Origin of the sequence: Chryseobacterium sp. RR2-3-20, from assembly GCF_017808115.1 — a bacterium.
Classification (GTDB): Bacteria; Bacteroidota; Bacteroidia; order Flavobacteriales; family Weeksellaceae; genus Chryseobacterium; species Chryseobacterium oryzae.
In genome coordinates, this window is record NZ_JADQBD010000020.1 from 13,936 (window position 1) to 26,904 (window position 12,969).

Below are 12,969 nucleotides of genomic sequence, written 5' to 3' on the forward strand. Positions count from 1 at the left end.
GTAATTTTATAATCACAAAAGTTTTGCCCAATGGAATCTACTGTAGATATCAGAAAAAGAATTCACGAATTCATCGACATTGCAGATGACAGAATTTTGCGCATCATCAACGGAATCATCGATGTGGAGGAACAGGAAGATAACTATCCTGCTGTTCCGGATTGGTTTTATGAAGAGTTAGATAAAAGAAAAGAGAAACATCTGAATGGGCAAAGCAAATCTTATACTTGGGAGGAAGTAAAAGAGAATGTAAAATCTGCTCTGAAATGATTTATGAATTAATCGTACAGGAAGAAGCAAATCTCGAAATTCTGGAGGCATATCTTTATTATGAAAATGCACAAAAAGGTTTGGGAGAAAAATTTATGAAGCAGCTGGATAAATACTTCAAGAGAATTAAAACCCACCCAAAACATTTCCAAATTAAGAAAAAATACAGAGAAGCTTTCCTGCAAAAATTTCCCTATCTTATCATTTTTGATATTATTGATGATAAAATCATTGTTCTATCTGTTTTCAACACCCACCAAAATCCACAAAAGAAGCCCTAACCTTTTTTCGAAGCCATCAATGAAGAAAACAGACATTTGCCTTATAGAAAACCCAAAAATCATTCTCAACAACGAGATTATTTTTGAATCTGAGACCCAGAATTTCTCAGATTTTGCGAAAGAAGCTTATAAAAGTTTAGCATTAAATTATCCAAAATTCCACAAAATGGATAATCTCAGCAAACTCGCTTTTCTCGCCTCTGAAATGATTTTAAAAAACGAAGACCAAAGCAGAACAGCATTGGTTTTTGCCAACAAATCATCAAGTCTGGATACCGATTTTAAATACCAGGAAAGCATCAATTCTGAGGAAAATTACTTCCCAAGCCCTGCGGTTTTCGTCTATACTTTGCCCAACATTTGTGTAGGAGAAATCAGCATCCGTCACAAAATGCAGACAGAAAACGCTTTTTTCGTATTGGATGATTTTGATGAAGAATTTTTAAACAATTACTCAGAACAGATTCTAAAATCCGGAAAAGCTGAAAAAGTGCTTTGCGGCTGGATAGAACTGTATCAGGAAAGTTACAAAGCTTTTGTATATTTGCTAACTGTGTAAAAATATAACAATGTAAAAATGTACCGGTTTACCAATTTTTAAATAATGCTAATAACTCATTGTTATATTGTTAAACTTATACATTGGTACATTATAAATGAAATTTATTTATGGAAAACTTAAAAGAAGAATTAAAACACAAAATCATTGAAGTTCTTAACCTTGAAGATGTTGCAGTAGAAGAAATCAAAGATACAGACCCATTATTCGGAGGTGGTCTTGGCCTGGATTCTATTGACGCTCTTGAGCTGATTGTTCTTTTGGATAAAGAATACGGAATAAAATTAGCCGACCCGAAAAAAGGAAAAGAAATTTTCTCATCAATAGATTCTATGGCAAAATTTATAGAAGAAAACAGAACAAAATAGTCCATTTTTTTTAACTTTTTATAAAAGTCTTTTTTGAGATCAGAATATGCGTATTTTACTATTAGATAAAAATCACCCACTTATTACCGAACAGCTTTCGGCTAAAAATTTCTCTCTTGAAGAAGACTTTTATTCCAGTTACGAAGAAGTTCTGAAGAAAATTGAGCATTACGATGGCATTATCATCCGAAGCAGAATTCCTTTAGACCAAAATTTTTTAGAAAATGCAAAAAATCTAAAATTTATTGCAAGAGTAGGTGCAGGAATGGAAAATATCGACATTCCGACAGCCCAAAAACTCGGCATTCAACTCATCAATTCACCAGAAGGAAATCGAGATTCTGTTGCCGAACATGTTTTGGGAATGTTATTACTCATCATGAACCGTTTAATTATTGCTTCTAATGAAGTAAAAAACGGAATTTGGCTTCGCGAAGAAAATCGTGGTGATGAACTTTTAGGAAAAACAGTGGGTTTAATTGGCTACGGAAACATGGGAAAAGCCACAGCAAAAAGACTTTCCGGTTTTGGCTGCAATGTGATTTTTCATGATATTTTGCCTAATCTTTCGGATGAATTTGCTCAACAGGTCAGTTTAGAAGAGTTAAAAGAAAAAGCGGAAGTTCTAAGTCTTCATATTCCTCTCACTACAGAAACTCAATATCTTATCAATCATCAATTTATTAACGATATGAAAAATGATTTTTATTTCGTTAATACCGCAAGAGGAAAGAATGTTGAAACTAAAAGTTTGGTTGAAGCCCTCAAAACAGGAAAAGTAAAAGGCGCCTGTCTTGATGTTTTAGAATACGAAAAATCTTCATTTGAAAATCTTGATACTTCTTCAGAAAAAAATAAAGAAAACGAAGATTTACAATACCTTTTGCACTCCGAAAAAGTAATTGTAACCCCTCATATTGCAGGATGGACTCATCAAAGTAAAGAAAAACTTGCACAATATATTGTAGATAAAATCTGTAATTCTTTTTCTTAGATTTTTATAAGTGGATATTCAAAACATTCAACCTTATCTGTTCGGCATTTAAGCGGAAATCTATTATGTTAAATTAATCTTAATTTACCGCCATTTTAAATCTTTTGTTTTGAGTTTTATTAAATTGCCAATCATTTTTTTGAAATTCATGAAGAAGTTTACTACTCTATTACTCTCAGGTATTTTTATTTTATTTATTTCGTGTAAAAAAAACAAAACAGAATCGGCTTCCGAAGAGCCTAAAACCAATCTTCCAAACTACGGAAATGTAGATTTGAACAAGGTTTTTGAAAATGAAAACATCCACATCTCCAATAAAAATTATTTAACAGGATATATAGATCAGTATTACAAAAAAATTTGGGAACAGGGCAATCTGAGCGGAGGTATTTTGGTAGCCCAAGGAAACGAAATTCTTTATGAAAACTACAGAGGCTTTGCCAGAGAAAACGAGCAAAACCCTATTGATAAAAATACACCCCTTCATGTAGCTTCGGTTTCTAAAACGCTTACTGCAATGGCAACAATGAAACTTGTAGAAGCAGGGAAAATTAAACTTTCCGATCATATTACCCAATTTTTTCCACAGTTTCCTTATCCTAATGTAACTGTACAGACTCTTCTCGACCAAAGAAGTGGTCTTCCGAAATACGAGTATTTTATTACTAAAATTCAGCCCGCTCCTGCTGAACTTTCAAAAAGTTTTTTATCGAATCAGGATATCCTGAATATGATTATCAAATACAAACCCGATTTGGCAAGAGAAACAGATACCGGGTTTATGTACTGCAATACCAATTATGCTCTTTTAGCTTTAATTATTGAAAAAATTACATCGAAACCTTTCCCACAAGCAATGAAAGAAATGGTCTTCACTCCGCTTAAAATGAAAAACACGTATATTTTTCAGGAAAAAGACATTCCTACAGCGTCTCAGTCATTTTATTTTGGCGGAAATAAAATGTATCCTTTAGATCGTCTTGATTTAATTTACGGTGATAAAAATGTGTACACAACACCAAGAGATTTATTCAATTTTTCTAAAGCTATGTTTTCTAAGGATTTTCTGAAACCCGAACTCATGAATATGGTATTTACGCCTTACAGCAATGAGAAAGCCGGGCAAAATAATTACGGGCTTGGATTCAGAATGAAAATCTACGACAATGGCGAGAAACTCACCTATCATAACGGTTGGTGGCACGGAACCAATTCTGTTTTTGCCCATCTTCTTAAATCCAAAGTTACTATTGTAGCTATCGGCAACAAATATTCAGGAAAAGTTTATTCGGCATTGGCACTCTCGGCTCTGTTTGAAGACTTTCCGGTTCAGAAAGATAAGCTTCACAGCATTATGAAAGATAATCAGGATACTTTAAAAACCGGAAATGAAGTTTTTGGAGAATAATGTTTATTTTTGCTCAAATATTTTCATGAAAAGATTTCTTCTTTTATTGCTGATTGGGTTGCTTCTACAGTCTTGTGCCAGAGTAGGTTCGCCAATTGGAGGTTCTAAAGATACACTAGCTCCTCAGGTTATTGGTTCTAATATAGATACTACGAGAGTAAATGTAAGAAGAGACATTAGAGAACTCAGAATCGATTTTAATGAGTATATCACGCTGAAAGACATCAATAAAAATCTGAATATTTCTCCTACGATAGCCAATATCAAAAGAATACTTCCATCTAATATTGCCAATAAATTTTTGGTAATCCAGTGGACAGATACTCTAAAGGCAAATACCACTTATAATTTCAACTTCGGAAATGCTATTGTAGATAATAGCGAAGGAAACCCGCTCAGATATTATAATTTCGCTTTTTCAACAGGTGAAAAATTAGATGATCTTTACATTAGCGGTGAAGTAAAAGATGCAATGGCAATAAAAAAACAGACCAATTCTCAAAACAAAATGGTTGTTGGCCTTTATCCGCTAAAAGATACGATAGATTATAAGAAGAAGCCGTATTACATTACTAAAGTAGATGATGACGGATATTATGAGCTGAATTATCTTGCACCCGGAAAATATAAAATCATTGCATTTGATGATGAAAATGAAAACTCAATCTTCAATCCGGGAAAGGAAAAAATTGCTTTCAGAAAAGATACTATTACGGTTGAAAAATCTATCTCAGGATTAAATCTTAAACTTTATCCTTCTAAAAAGCCTTTTAAAAAGCCCGAACTGAAAGAAATGCCCGGCGGAATACAAATGTTGTTTGAAGGAAATCCCGAAAATGTAAAAGTCTCTTCCCTAAACGAAAAACTGAAAGATATAAAAGTAACTCAGAATGCTAAGTCTGATACGGTAAAAATCTGGTTCGATGCTGTAAAAGCTGATGTTGGACAAGCCGCAAATGAAAAACTGCAGTTTGCCTACGAAATATCATCAAAAAAAGATACCGCTACCATTTTTTATCGATATAATAAAAAGAACGCAATGTCTTTAGACAGTGGTGGTGGAATTTTGGCTCCGAAATCCGATTTTACACTGAATTCTAACTACATCATCGACAAAATTAACACCGATAAATGGACTTTAAAAATTGATAGCTTAACAGTTCAGCCATTTACGGCAAAAATATCAGAAACCAATCCTTATCAGTTACTTATTCATTCGGATTTTGTTCAAGGAAAAAAATATCAGCTTACCGTTCCCAAAACAACAGTATCTTCTTTTTATGACAAAAATTCTGAGTCTAAAAGATTCGATTTTGAAGCTGATAAAGTAGAAAATTATGGTGAACTTACATTTATTCTAACCAATCCGCCGAAAACGAAATATTGGATACAACTGTTAGATTCATCCGAGAAACCTGTCTATCAGAAATATACTAGCGGTAACACTGTTGTTTTCGACATTGTAAAACCCGCAGAATATATCGCAAGAATTCTTGTAGACAATAACGAAAACAAGTTCTGGGACGAAGCAGATTTTGAACACGGAATCTTTGCCGAAGATTCTTATGTTTACTATAAAACGGTAATAGTACGACCGCTTTGGCAATCTAAAGAAGAATGGGATTTGAAAGACACCAGAGTTTTAGATGCCAGTAAACTGATTAACAGCAGCAATACCAGCAAACCAAATCAGGATAAAAACAATAAAAATCTGCAAAACAATACGCTACAGAATAATAACAGTTCTTTCCAAAATACGGGTACGGGAAATACTAACAGAGGACGGGATTTTCAAATAAACAGATAATGAAAAAATTTGCTAAAATAATTTTCTGGATTGCCATAGGTATAATTGTAATTCAGTTTATCCCTGTAAACAGAGACAATCTCCCGGTAAAAAAGAGTGAAAATTTTATTGATGTGCAAAAAACTCCGGAAAAAGTTTCTGCAATTCTTAAAAATGCTTGTTACGATTGTCATTCTAATGAAACAAAATACCCTTCTTATGCTTATATAGCTCCATTTTCCTGGTCTTTAAAAAGCCATGTAAACGAAGGAAGAGAGCACCTCAACTTTTCTGTATGGACTGCTTATAATAAGGATTTAAAAAAAGGAATGCTTGAGAAATCTATTCAAACAGTGGAAAATAAGGTAATGCCCATGCCTGCTTACATTATTTATCATAAAGAAGCCAATCTCTCGGATGCTGAAAGAACGTTACTGAATAATTATTTTAAAAGCCTTTTAAAAGAAGGAAATTATTAGGAAAAATTCTTTAAGTAATCTTCAAAAAAGCTTTTTTGAGAATCGAAAGCAATTTCATCCAGCTTAAGATCTTTTAAAGGAATCCAAACTGCTTCTGAGATTTCAGAAAGCTCTAAATTAACCTCAAATTTACTGGAAACTTCATATTCGTAGAAAAGATCTATGGTATTATAATCAATTTCTTTATACTGATAAACATTTGGAAGACTGGTAAGATATTTTAGGTTGTGAATATCAATCTGCAGTTTAAGCTCTTCAAAAAGTTCTCTTTTACAAGTATTTTCTGCACTTTCCTTAGGATCTACAAAACCTCCTGCTAAATCCAGCTTTCCTTTTTTCGGTTCTTGGTTTCTTCGTGTAAGATAAATTTCATCTTTATATCGAATGACAACAGCAACTGCTCCTGCAACATTATTATATAGTGTGAAGCTACATTCTGGACAGCTCCACTTTTTTTCCTGATCCCATAATAGGGTTTCATTTCCACAGTTTGGGCAATATTTTAAAACTTTCATTCTACAAAGTTATTATTTCGCGGATGAAAATTCAAAATTACATCACGAAGTTCTTCGGTTTTTAAATGAGTATAGATTCCGGTAGTTGTAATACTAGAATGCCCCAACATTTCCTGAATAAAACGTAAATCTGCTCCATTTTGAAGTAAATGTGTAGCAAAAGAATGCCTGAAAGTATGCGGAGATATTTTTTTGCTGATGCCTGCTTTATCGGTAATTTCTTTAATAATAATAAATACAATTACTCTGGACATAGAGGTTCCTCTGCTGTTGAGGAAAAGCGTATCTTCATGTTTTTTATTGACTTTTACTTTTGATCTTACTTCATTAATATATTCCTTCAAAAGTTTAGCCGTGTACTGAGCAAGGGGAACAAACCTAGATTTATTACCTTTTCCGTTAATTTTTATATAACTTTCTTTGAAATTAATATTGGATATTTTTATATCTATAAGCTCGGAAACACGTAAACCACATCCGTAAAGCACTTCAATAATACAATGATTACGCTTACCCAAATCTGTATTTTTGTCTACTGCAACAATTATCTTTTCGATATCAGCAAGAGTTAGAGTGTCGGGTAAGTAAAGCCCCAATTTAGGACCTTCGAGTAATGCTGAAGGATTATCTTCTCTTACTTCTTCCTCCAAAAGAAATTTAAAAAATGCTTTAATAGAAGAAATCCATCTTGCCTGAGACCTTTCGCTAAATTTTTGTTTTGAAAGTTGGAAAATATACTCCTGAATATTATCGTAAGTAATGGTTTGCGGAGAAACACCTTCAAGATCATTTAAAGCATAATCTCTGAGTTTTCTGATATCCCGAATATAAGCGTCTAGCGTATTTTCGGAAAAATCTCTCTCGAATCTCAAAAAAATTTCGAAATCTTTTATTTTTTCATCCCAAGTCATTGTGTTTTTGTTTTTAAAATTTATAATTCTTTTTCAGATACCTGTATTATTTCGATTTGATGGTTTTTTAAAAAATCTATGCCTTCATTATCCGAATAAGCATTCATGTAAACTACTTTCGATATTCCCGACTGTAGAATCAGTTTGCTACATTCTTTACACGGAGACAATGTTAAATACAGAGTAGCTCCCACTGCCGACTGTGTAGAACCGGCAAGTTTCAGTATCGCATTTGCTTCAGCATGAAGCACATACCAATGGGTTTTCCCATTTTCATCTTCGCAGCAGTTTTCGGATCCCGATGGTGTTCCGTTATACCCATCAGAAATAATCATCCTATCCTTTACGATTAATGCACCTACCTGTTTTCTTTTACAGTAGGAAAGTTTTGCCCATTCCTGAGCCATTTTTAGATAAGCTTTATCAAACTTACTATACATCAGCATTTATTTTTTCGAAATAATTTATAATTTACTAAAAATTAGGCTTTCTTTTCTCAAGGAAAGCAGAAACGCCCTCTTTTTTGTCGTCCATATCAAAAAGCTCCCCGAAAGAAACAATTTCTGTTTCGAAACCTCTTTCTGTATCAGACAAATTGGTTGCTTTAATGGCTTTAGAAACTGCCATAGGCGAATTTCTTGCTATCGTTGAAGCCAATTCTTTGGTTTTTGCAAGAAGTTCTTCAATAGGAAAAACCTCATTTACCAAACCTATTTCTTTTGCTTTTTGTGCAGAAATCATTTTTGCAGAAAAAATCATTTCATTGGCAATACCTTTTCCAACAAGCTTTGGCAATCTTTGAGTTCCACCATATCCAGGAATAAGTCCTAAAGTAACTTCTGGCAAACCTAATTTAGCATTATCTGAAGCATATCTTATATGACAGGACATTGCCAGTTCCAGACCACCGCCCAGAGCAAATCCGTTTATGGCAGCAATAACGGGCTTATTCAGATTCTCAATTTTATTAAAAAGGTTATTCTGACCGGTTCTTGCCAACTCTTCTGCTTTTTCCTGATTAAAATCGCTAAATTCTTTAATATCTGCTCCGGCAACAAAAGATTTTTCTCCACTACCTGTTATAATAATGACTCTCGTTTCAGCATCATTCTGTAACTCATCAAGAGCGGAGCTTATTTCACTTATGGTTAAAGCATTAAGCGCATTAAGACTTTGAGGTCTATTGATGGTAATTACAGCTGTTTTTTCTTCGTTGCTGATAAGAATATTTTCGTATGCCATAATTTTTTTAATCTGTTATAACCTGCAAATTAAAAAAAAATAATAAAAAAAAGGAAAAAAATTATTTTTTCCTTTTTATATCTGCATTAATAATGTATTTATTTTGAATGATTCATCATATTTGAATCTATGTTGACACTTAATCCTGAAGCCACTTTCATTCCCAGTTCTATATTGGCTCTAAAGAAGTGACACAGCTGTCGGTTGATGATTTCATCTTTCTTAGGACCATCTATCCCACTCATACTTCCAATAATATTATGAATTAGATTTTCTCTGTCTTCTTGGTTCATTGCCTTTGTGTAAAGCAATCCGGGTTGAGTGTAATGATCGTCATCATTTTCATTCCTGTTGAAATTAGCAACTTGATTACTGTCTAATTCATACTCAAAATTTTTGTAAGCCGGATCCGGTTTAACCTCATCAAAACTGTTTGGATGATAATTCGGTTTATCCTGATAATGACTGGAATCTGCCATAAAACCATCTCTTTGATAATTATTTACCTGAAACGGACATCTATTTACTTCTAATTGATGAGCGTTGACTCCCACTCTGTAACGGTGAGCATCTGGATAAGAAAATAATCTTCCCTGAAGCATTTTATCCGGCGAAAAACTAATCCCGTTGATTAAATTACTTGGAGAGAAAGTAGACTGCTCTACATGTGCAAAATAGTTAACAGGAACTTCGTTCAGCTCCATTTCTCCAACCTCAATTAAAGGAAAATCGCTCTGAAACCACACTTTGGTAATATCAAACGGATTCCATCTGAATTCTTTAGCCTGCTCCTCGGTCATTACTTGGATATACATTGTCCATTTTGGAAAATCTCCTTTTTCTATTGCATTACACATATCTTCCTGTGCAAAATCTGGATTTTCTCCTGCCATTTTCAATGCTTCAGAATCTGTGAAATTTTTAATTCCCTGCTTAGTTTTAAAATGAAACTTCACCCAAACTCTTTCATTCTTATCATTAATCATGGAGAAAGTATGAGATCCGAAACCATGCATGTGTCTGTACCCATGAGGCGTTCCTCTATCAGACATTAAAATAAGAACCTGATGGAGAGATTCAGGATTCAGGCTCCAGAAATCCCACATCATAGTAGCACTTTTAAGATTGGTTTTCGGAACCCGCTTCTGAGTATGTATAAAGTCTGGAAATTTCTTAGCATCTTTAATAAAGAAAACGGGTGTATTATTACCCACAAGATCCCAGTTTCCGTCTTCTGTGTAGAATTTTAAAGCAAAACCTCTAGGATCTCTAGCAGTATCTGCACTTCCTTTTTCTCCACCTACAGTAGAGAAACGTGCAAACATACGGCACGAATTGCCAACTTTAGAAAAAAGCTTTGCCTTGGTATATTGTGAAATATCGTGCGTAACAGTAAAAGTACCATACGCTCCGGTTCCTTTAGCGTGAACTATTCTTTCAGGAATTCTCTCTCTCACAAAGTGAGCCAGATTTTCCTGCAAAATAAAATCCTGCAGCAAAACAGGTCCTCTTGCTCCAACGGTTTGTGAATCCTGATGCTCATAATATGGAGCACCACTACTGCTCGTAAGTTTTTTATTATCCATAAGTATAATAGGGTTTTGTTTCTATAATTATTGTTCAAATTTAGATGAATTTTTGATTGATTTTACCAAAAACATTATATCTTTGTAATAGATAATATTAATCAAATGAACATTCAGCAATTGGAATATCTTATCGCTGTAGATAAGTACAAACATTTCGGAAAAGCAGCTCAGGCATGCTTCATCACTCAGCCCACCTTGAGTGCAATGATACAAAAGTTTGAAGATGAACTGGATGTTAAAGTTTTCGACAGAACCACCCACCCTATCAGAACGACGGATGTTGGAGTGCAAATAATAGACCAGGCTAAGGTTATTATAGAATCTGTAAACGAACTGAAAAATAAAGCCAATCTTCTAAATAATATTTTAGGAGGAACCATAAATTTGGGTATTATTCCTACAGTTTCTTCCTTTATTCTTCCAACAGAAATTTTTCATTTTCTTCAGAATAATCCCAAAATTCAAATGAATGTAAAGGAAATGACGACAGACAACATCATAAAAGCACTTAAAAGCGGTGAATTAGATGCAGGAATTATTTCTACGCCTTATGATAATGCCAATGAGTTTTATCAGGATTTTCTTTTCAACGAAGAACTAATGATTTACAGTTCAGTCACCGAAGCCAACAAGAAAAACACTTTTATTGTTCCGGATGAGCTCAATATGGAAAAAGTCTGGCTTTTAGAAGAAGGAAACTGCTTACGAAATCAGTTTGAAAACATCTGTCATTTAAAAGAAAATACTCTAAAACCAAAAAACCTTGATTTCTTAGCATCAAATATTCAGACTTTGGTACACATGGTTGATAAAGTGGGAGGAATAAGCATTTTACCGGAACTGGCTCTCAACCAACTTTCAGAAGAGCAGAAAACGAAGGTTTTCAGATTCAAGAAACCTTTTCCTTATAGAGAAATAAGTATTATCTATTACAAACCTACTTTTAAGCAAAAAATCATTGATGAATTGGGAGCTTTCATTAAATCTTCTGTAGATTCCAAATTGAATTTCAACAAAAATCCGAAAGAATTTGTAAGCATCAAACCACAGTAGCTTAAATGATTTTCATCATCAATTTTGAATTAATTTAAATAATAAAGTCTTAAAATTTTGAGTATTAGAAAATAGTCCCTAAATTTGCAGACGTTTATTAACGAGGAAAAATTTGACCTGATTGCAACCTCTCTAAAAAAATGCTAAAACAGTAATCCTTTTAGCTATTTACGGGCAGTTATTCACTTTTTTCTTCACATTTTCAATAAAATACAAAGAATAATATGTCTTATTTATTTACATCTGAATCTGTTTCAGAAGGGCATCCTGATAAAATTGCCGATCAGATTTCCGACGCATTAATTGATCATTTTTTAGCATACGACAAAAACTCCAAAGTTGCTTGTGAAACATTAGTTACTACAGGACAGGTTGTTTTGGCGGGTGAAGTAAAATCTGATGCATATCTTGATGTACAAACGATTGCCAGAGATGTCATCAACGGAATCGGTTACACAAAAGGAGAATATATGTTTAACGGAGACTCTTGTGGAGTTATTTCTGCTATTCATGAGCAATCTCCAGACATTAACCAAGGGGTAGACAGAACTGTAAACGACGAATCTTTCGAAGCAAAAGCTAACGCACAGGGAGCAGGAGATCAAGGTATGATGTTTGGTTATGCAACCAACGAAACAGCTAATTACATGCCTTTAGCTCTAGACTTGGCTCATACCATTCTTAAAGAACTTTCTGCAATCCGTAGAGAAAACTCAGATATTACTTATCTTCGTCCAGATGCGAAATCTCAGGTAACCATTGAGTATTCTGACGATCACAAACCCATTAGAATAGATTCTATTGTTGTTTCTACACAACATGACGATTTTGGGTCTGAAGAAGAAATGCTGAACAAAATTAGAGAGGATATTAAAAATATTTTAATACCAAGAGTTGTTGCACAGCAATCTGAAGAGATTAAAGCTTTATTTAACGACCAAATTAAATACCACATTAACCCTACAGGTAAATTCGTAATCGGCGGACCTCACGGAGATACTGGTCTTACAGGAAGAAAAATTATCGTAGACACTTATGGTGGTAAAGGTGCTCACGGAGGAGGAGCATTCTCAGGAAAAGATCCGTCTAAAGTAGACAGAAGTGCAGCGTACGCAACGCGTCACATCGCTAAAAATCTGGTTGCTGCAGGTGTTGCCGATGAAGTTTTGGTACAGGTTTCTTATGCAATTGGTGTTGCAGAACCTTGTGGATTGTATATTAACACTTTCGGAACCGCTAAAGTGGATATGCACGATGGTGAAATCGCTAAAAAAGTATCTACTATTTTCGATTTGAGACCTTATGCTATCGAACAAAATTTAAAATTGAGAAATCCTATTTATCAGGAAACAGCTTCTTACGGCCACATGGGTAGAGAACATTATGTTGCTGATAAAACTTTCAATAAAGGACAGAAAAACGAATTAACTCTAGAAGGTCTAGAATTCTTCACTTGGGAGAAATTAGACAAAGTAGAAGAAATTAAATCTTCTTTCGGAATTTAATCAAAATTT

15 protein-coding genes are annotated in these 12,969 nt (G+C 33.9%); 10 read left to right on the forward strand and 5 right to left on the reverse strand.

Features of this window, described 5'->3' with window-relative positions:
• Window positions 1–30: 30 nt before the first annotated feature.
• The 8 genes from IV513_RS06835 (at window position 31) to IV513_RS06870 (ending at window position 6,145) form a co-directional block, all read left to right on the forward strand.
• Window positions 31–270 (forward strand): addiction module protein, encoded by a 240-nt coding sequence (locus tag IV513_RS06835; RefSeq protein ID WP_209389864.1) that lies wholly within the window; start codon window positions 31–33, stop codon window positions 268–270.
• The gene (locus IV513_RS06840; RefSeq protein WP_209389865.1) at window positions 267–551 is read left to right on the forward strand and encodes a type II toxin-antitoxin system RelE/ParE family toxin; all 285 of its coding nucleotides are present in this window, start codon (window positions 267–269) and stop codon (window positions 549–551) included. Before IV513_RS06835 ends, IV513_RS06840 begins: the two co-directional genes overlap by 4 nt.
• A gap of 19 nt (window positions 552–570) precedes the next feature.
• Window positions 571–1,110, forward strand: coding sequence for a 3-oxoacyl-ACP synthase (locus IV513_RS06845; protein ID WP_209389866.1), 540 nt, complete (start codon window positions 571–573; stop codon window positions 1,108–1,110).
• Between the two features lie 110 nt (window positions 1,111–1,220).
• Window positions 1,221–1,478, forward strand: coding sequence for a phosphopantetheine-binding protein (locus IV513_RS06850; RefSeq protein ID WP_209389867.1), 258 nt, complete (start codon window positions 1,221–1,223; stop codon window positions 1,476–1,478).
• Window positions 1,479–1,524: 46 nt separating this feature from the next.
• Entirely contained in the window at window positions 1,525–2,472 is a 948-nt protein-coding gene (locus tag IV513_RS06855) for a 2-hydroxyacid dehydrogenase (protein ID WP_209389868.1), read from the forward strand.
• A gap of 148 nt (window positions 2,473–2,620) precedes the next feature.
• A complete protein-coding gene (locus tag IV513_RS06860) occupies window positions 2,621–3,880 on the forward strand; it encodes a serine hydrolase (RefSeq protein ID WP_209389869.1) in 1,260 nt (419 codons plus the stop codon).
• Between the two features lie 25 nt (window positions 3,881–3,905).
• Window positions 3,906–5,687 carry an Ig-like domain-containing protein gene (locus tag IV513_RS06865; protein ID WP_209389870.1) on the forward strand — a complete coding sequence of 594 codons (1,782 nt, stop codon included), beginning with the start codon at window positions 3,906–3,908 and terminating at the stop codon, window positions 5,685–5,687.
• A complete protein-coding gene (locus IV513_RS06870; RefSeq protein ID WP_209389871.1) occupies window positions 5,687–6,145 on the forward strand; it encodes a heme-binding domain-containing protein in 459 nt (152 codons plus the stop codon). The genes IV513_RS06865 and IV513_RS06870 overlap by 1 nt, the downstream gene beginning before the upstream one ends.
• Here the strand turns inward: IV513_RS06870 and IV513_RS06875 are convergent.
• From IV513_RS06875 to IV513_RS06895, 5 genes are all read right to left on the reverse strand, one after another.
• Window positions 6,142–6,660, reverse strand: a complete 519-nt coding sequence (locus IV513_RS06875) for an NUDIX domain-containing protein (RefSeq protein ID WP_209389872.1) — start codon at window positions 6,658–6,660, stop codon at window positions 6,142–6,144. The genes IV513_RS06870 and IV513_RS06875 overlap by 4 nt on opposite strands.
• On the reverse strand, window positions 6,657–7,571 hold the full coding sequence (gene xerD, locus IV513_RS06880) for a site-specific tyrosine recombinase XerD (RefSeq protein ID WP_209389873.1): 915 nt from the start codon (window positions 7,569–7,571) through the stop codon (window positions 6,657–6,659). Before xerD ends, IV513_RS06875 begins: the two co-directional genes overlap by 4 nt.
• Before the next feature lie 20 nt (window positions 7,572–7,591).
• Complete coding sequence (locus IV513_RS06885) at window positions 7,592–8,017, reverse strand: dCMP deaminase family protein (protein ID WP_209389874.1); 426 nt, start codon at window positions 8,015–8,017, stop codon at window positions 7,592–7,594.
• A gap of 28 nt (window positions 8,018–8,045) precedes the next feature.
• Window positions 8,046–8,813 carry an enoyl-CoA hydratase-related protein gene (locus IV513_RS06890; protein ID WP_209389875.1) on the reverse strand — a complete coding sequence of 256 codons (768 nt, stop codon included), beginning with the start codon at window positions 8,811–8,813 and terminating at the stop codon, window positions 8,046–8,048.
• Window positions 8,814–8,911: 98 nt separating this feature from the next.
• Complete coding sequence (locus IV513_RS06895) at window positions 8,912–10,399, reverse strand: catalase (RefSeq protein WP_209389876.1); 1,488 nt, start codon at window positions 10,397–10,399, stop codon at window positions 8,912–8,914.
• A gap of 105 nt (window positions 10,400–10,504) precedes the next feature.
• Here IV513_RS06895 and IV513_RS06900 point away from each other — a divergent pair, with 105 nt between their 5' ends.
• On the forward strand, window positions 10,505–11,455 hold the full coding sequence (locus IV513_RS06900) for a LysR substrate-binding domain-containing protein (protein WP_209389877.1): 951 nt from the start codon (window positions 10,505–10,507) through the stop codon (window positions 11,453–11,455).
• Between the two features lie 224 nt (window positions 11,456–11,679).
• Window positions 11,680–12,960, forward strand: a complete 1,281-nt coding sequence (gene metK / locus IV513_RS06905) for a methionine adenosyltransferase (protein WP_209389878.1) — start codon at window positions 11,680–11,682, stop codon at window positions 12,958–12,960.
• The last annotated feature ends 9 nt before the right edge of the window (window positions 12,961–12,969 follow it).

Excerpts from the sequence above, each read along its gene's own strand:
- metK (WP_209389878.1), top strand. The coding sequence starts at position 11,680 with ATGTCTTATTTATTTACATCTGAATCTGTTTCAGAAGGGCATCCTGAT.
- IV513_RS06850 (WP_209389867.1), top strand. The coding sequence starts at position 1,221 with ATGGAAAACTTAAAAGAAGAATTAAAACACAAAATCATTGAAGTTCTT.
- IV513_RS06890 (WP_209389875.1), bottom strand. The coding sequence starts at position 8,813 with ATGGCATACGAAAATATTCTTATCAGCAACGAAGAAAAAACAGCTGTA.
- IV513_RS06885 (WP_209389874.1), bottom strand. The coding sequence starts at position 8,017 with ATGCTGATGTATAGTAAGTTTGATAAAGCTTATCTAAAAATGGCTCAG.
- IV513_RS06845 (WP_209389866.1), top strand. The coding sequence starts at position 571 with ATGAAGAAAACAGACATTTGCCTTATAGAAAACCCAAAAATCATTCTC.
- IV513_RS06900 (WP_209389877.1), top strand. The coding sequence starts at position 10,505 with ATGAACATTCAGCAATTGGAATATCTTATCGCTGTAGATAAGTACAAA.
- IV513_RS06875 (WP_209389872.1), bottom strand. The coding sequence starts at position 6,660 with ATGAAAGTTTTAAAATATTGCCCAAACTGTGGAAATGAAACCCTATTA.
- IV513_RS06870 (WP_209389871.1), top strand. The coding sequence starts at position 5,687 with ATGAAAAAATTTGCTAAAATAATTTTCTGGATTGCCATAGGTATAATT.
- IV513_RS06835 (WP_209389864.1), top strand. The coding sequence starts at position 31 with ATGGAATCTACTGTAGATATCAGAAAAAGAATTCACGAATTCATCGAC.
- IV513_RS06895 (WP_209389876.1), bottom strand. The coding sequence starts at position 10,399 with ATGGATAATAAAAAACTTACGAGCAGTAGTGGTGCTCCATATTATGAG.
- IV513_RS06860 (WP_209389869.1), top strand. The coding sequence starts at position 2,621 with ATGAAGAAGTTTACTACTCTATTACTCTCAGGTATTTTTATTTTATTT.
- IV513_RS06865 (WP_209389870.1), top strand. The coding sequence starts at position 3,906 with ATGAAAAGATTTCTTCTTTTATTGCTGATTGGGTTGCTTCTACAGTCT.
- IV513_RS06840 (WP_209389865.1), top strand. The coding sequence starts at position 267 with ATGATTTATGAATTAATCGTACAGGAAGAAGCAAATCTCGAAATTCTG.
- IV513_RS06855 (WP_209389868.1), top strand. The coding sequence starts at position 1,525 with ATGCGTATTTTACTATTAGATAAAAATCACCCACTTATTACCGAACAG.
- xerD (WP_209389873.1), bottom strand. The coding sequence starts at position 7,571 with ATGACTTGGGATGAAAAAATAAAAGATTTCGAAATTTTTTTGAGATTC.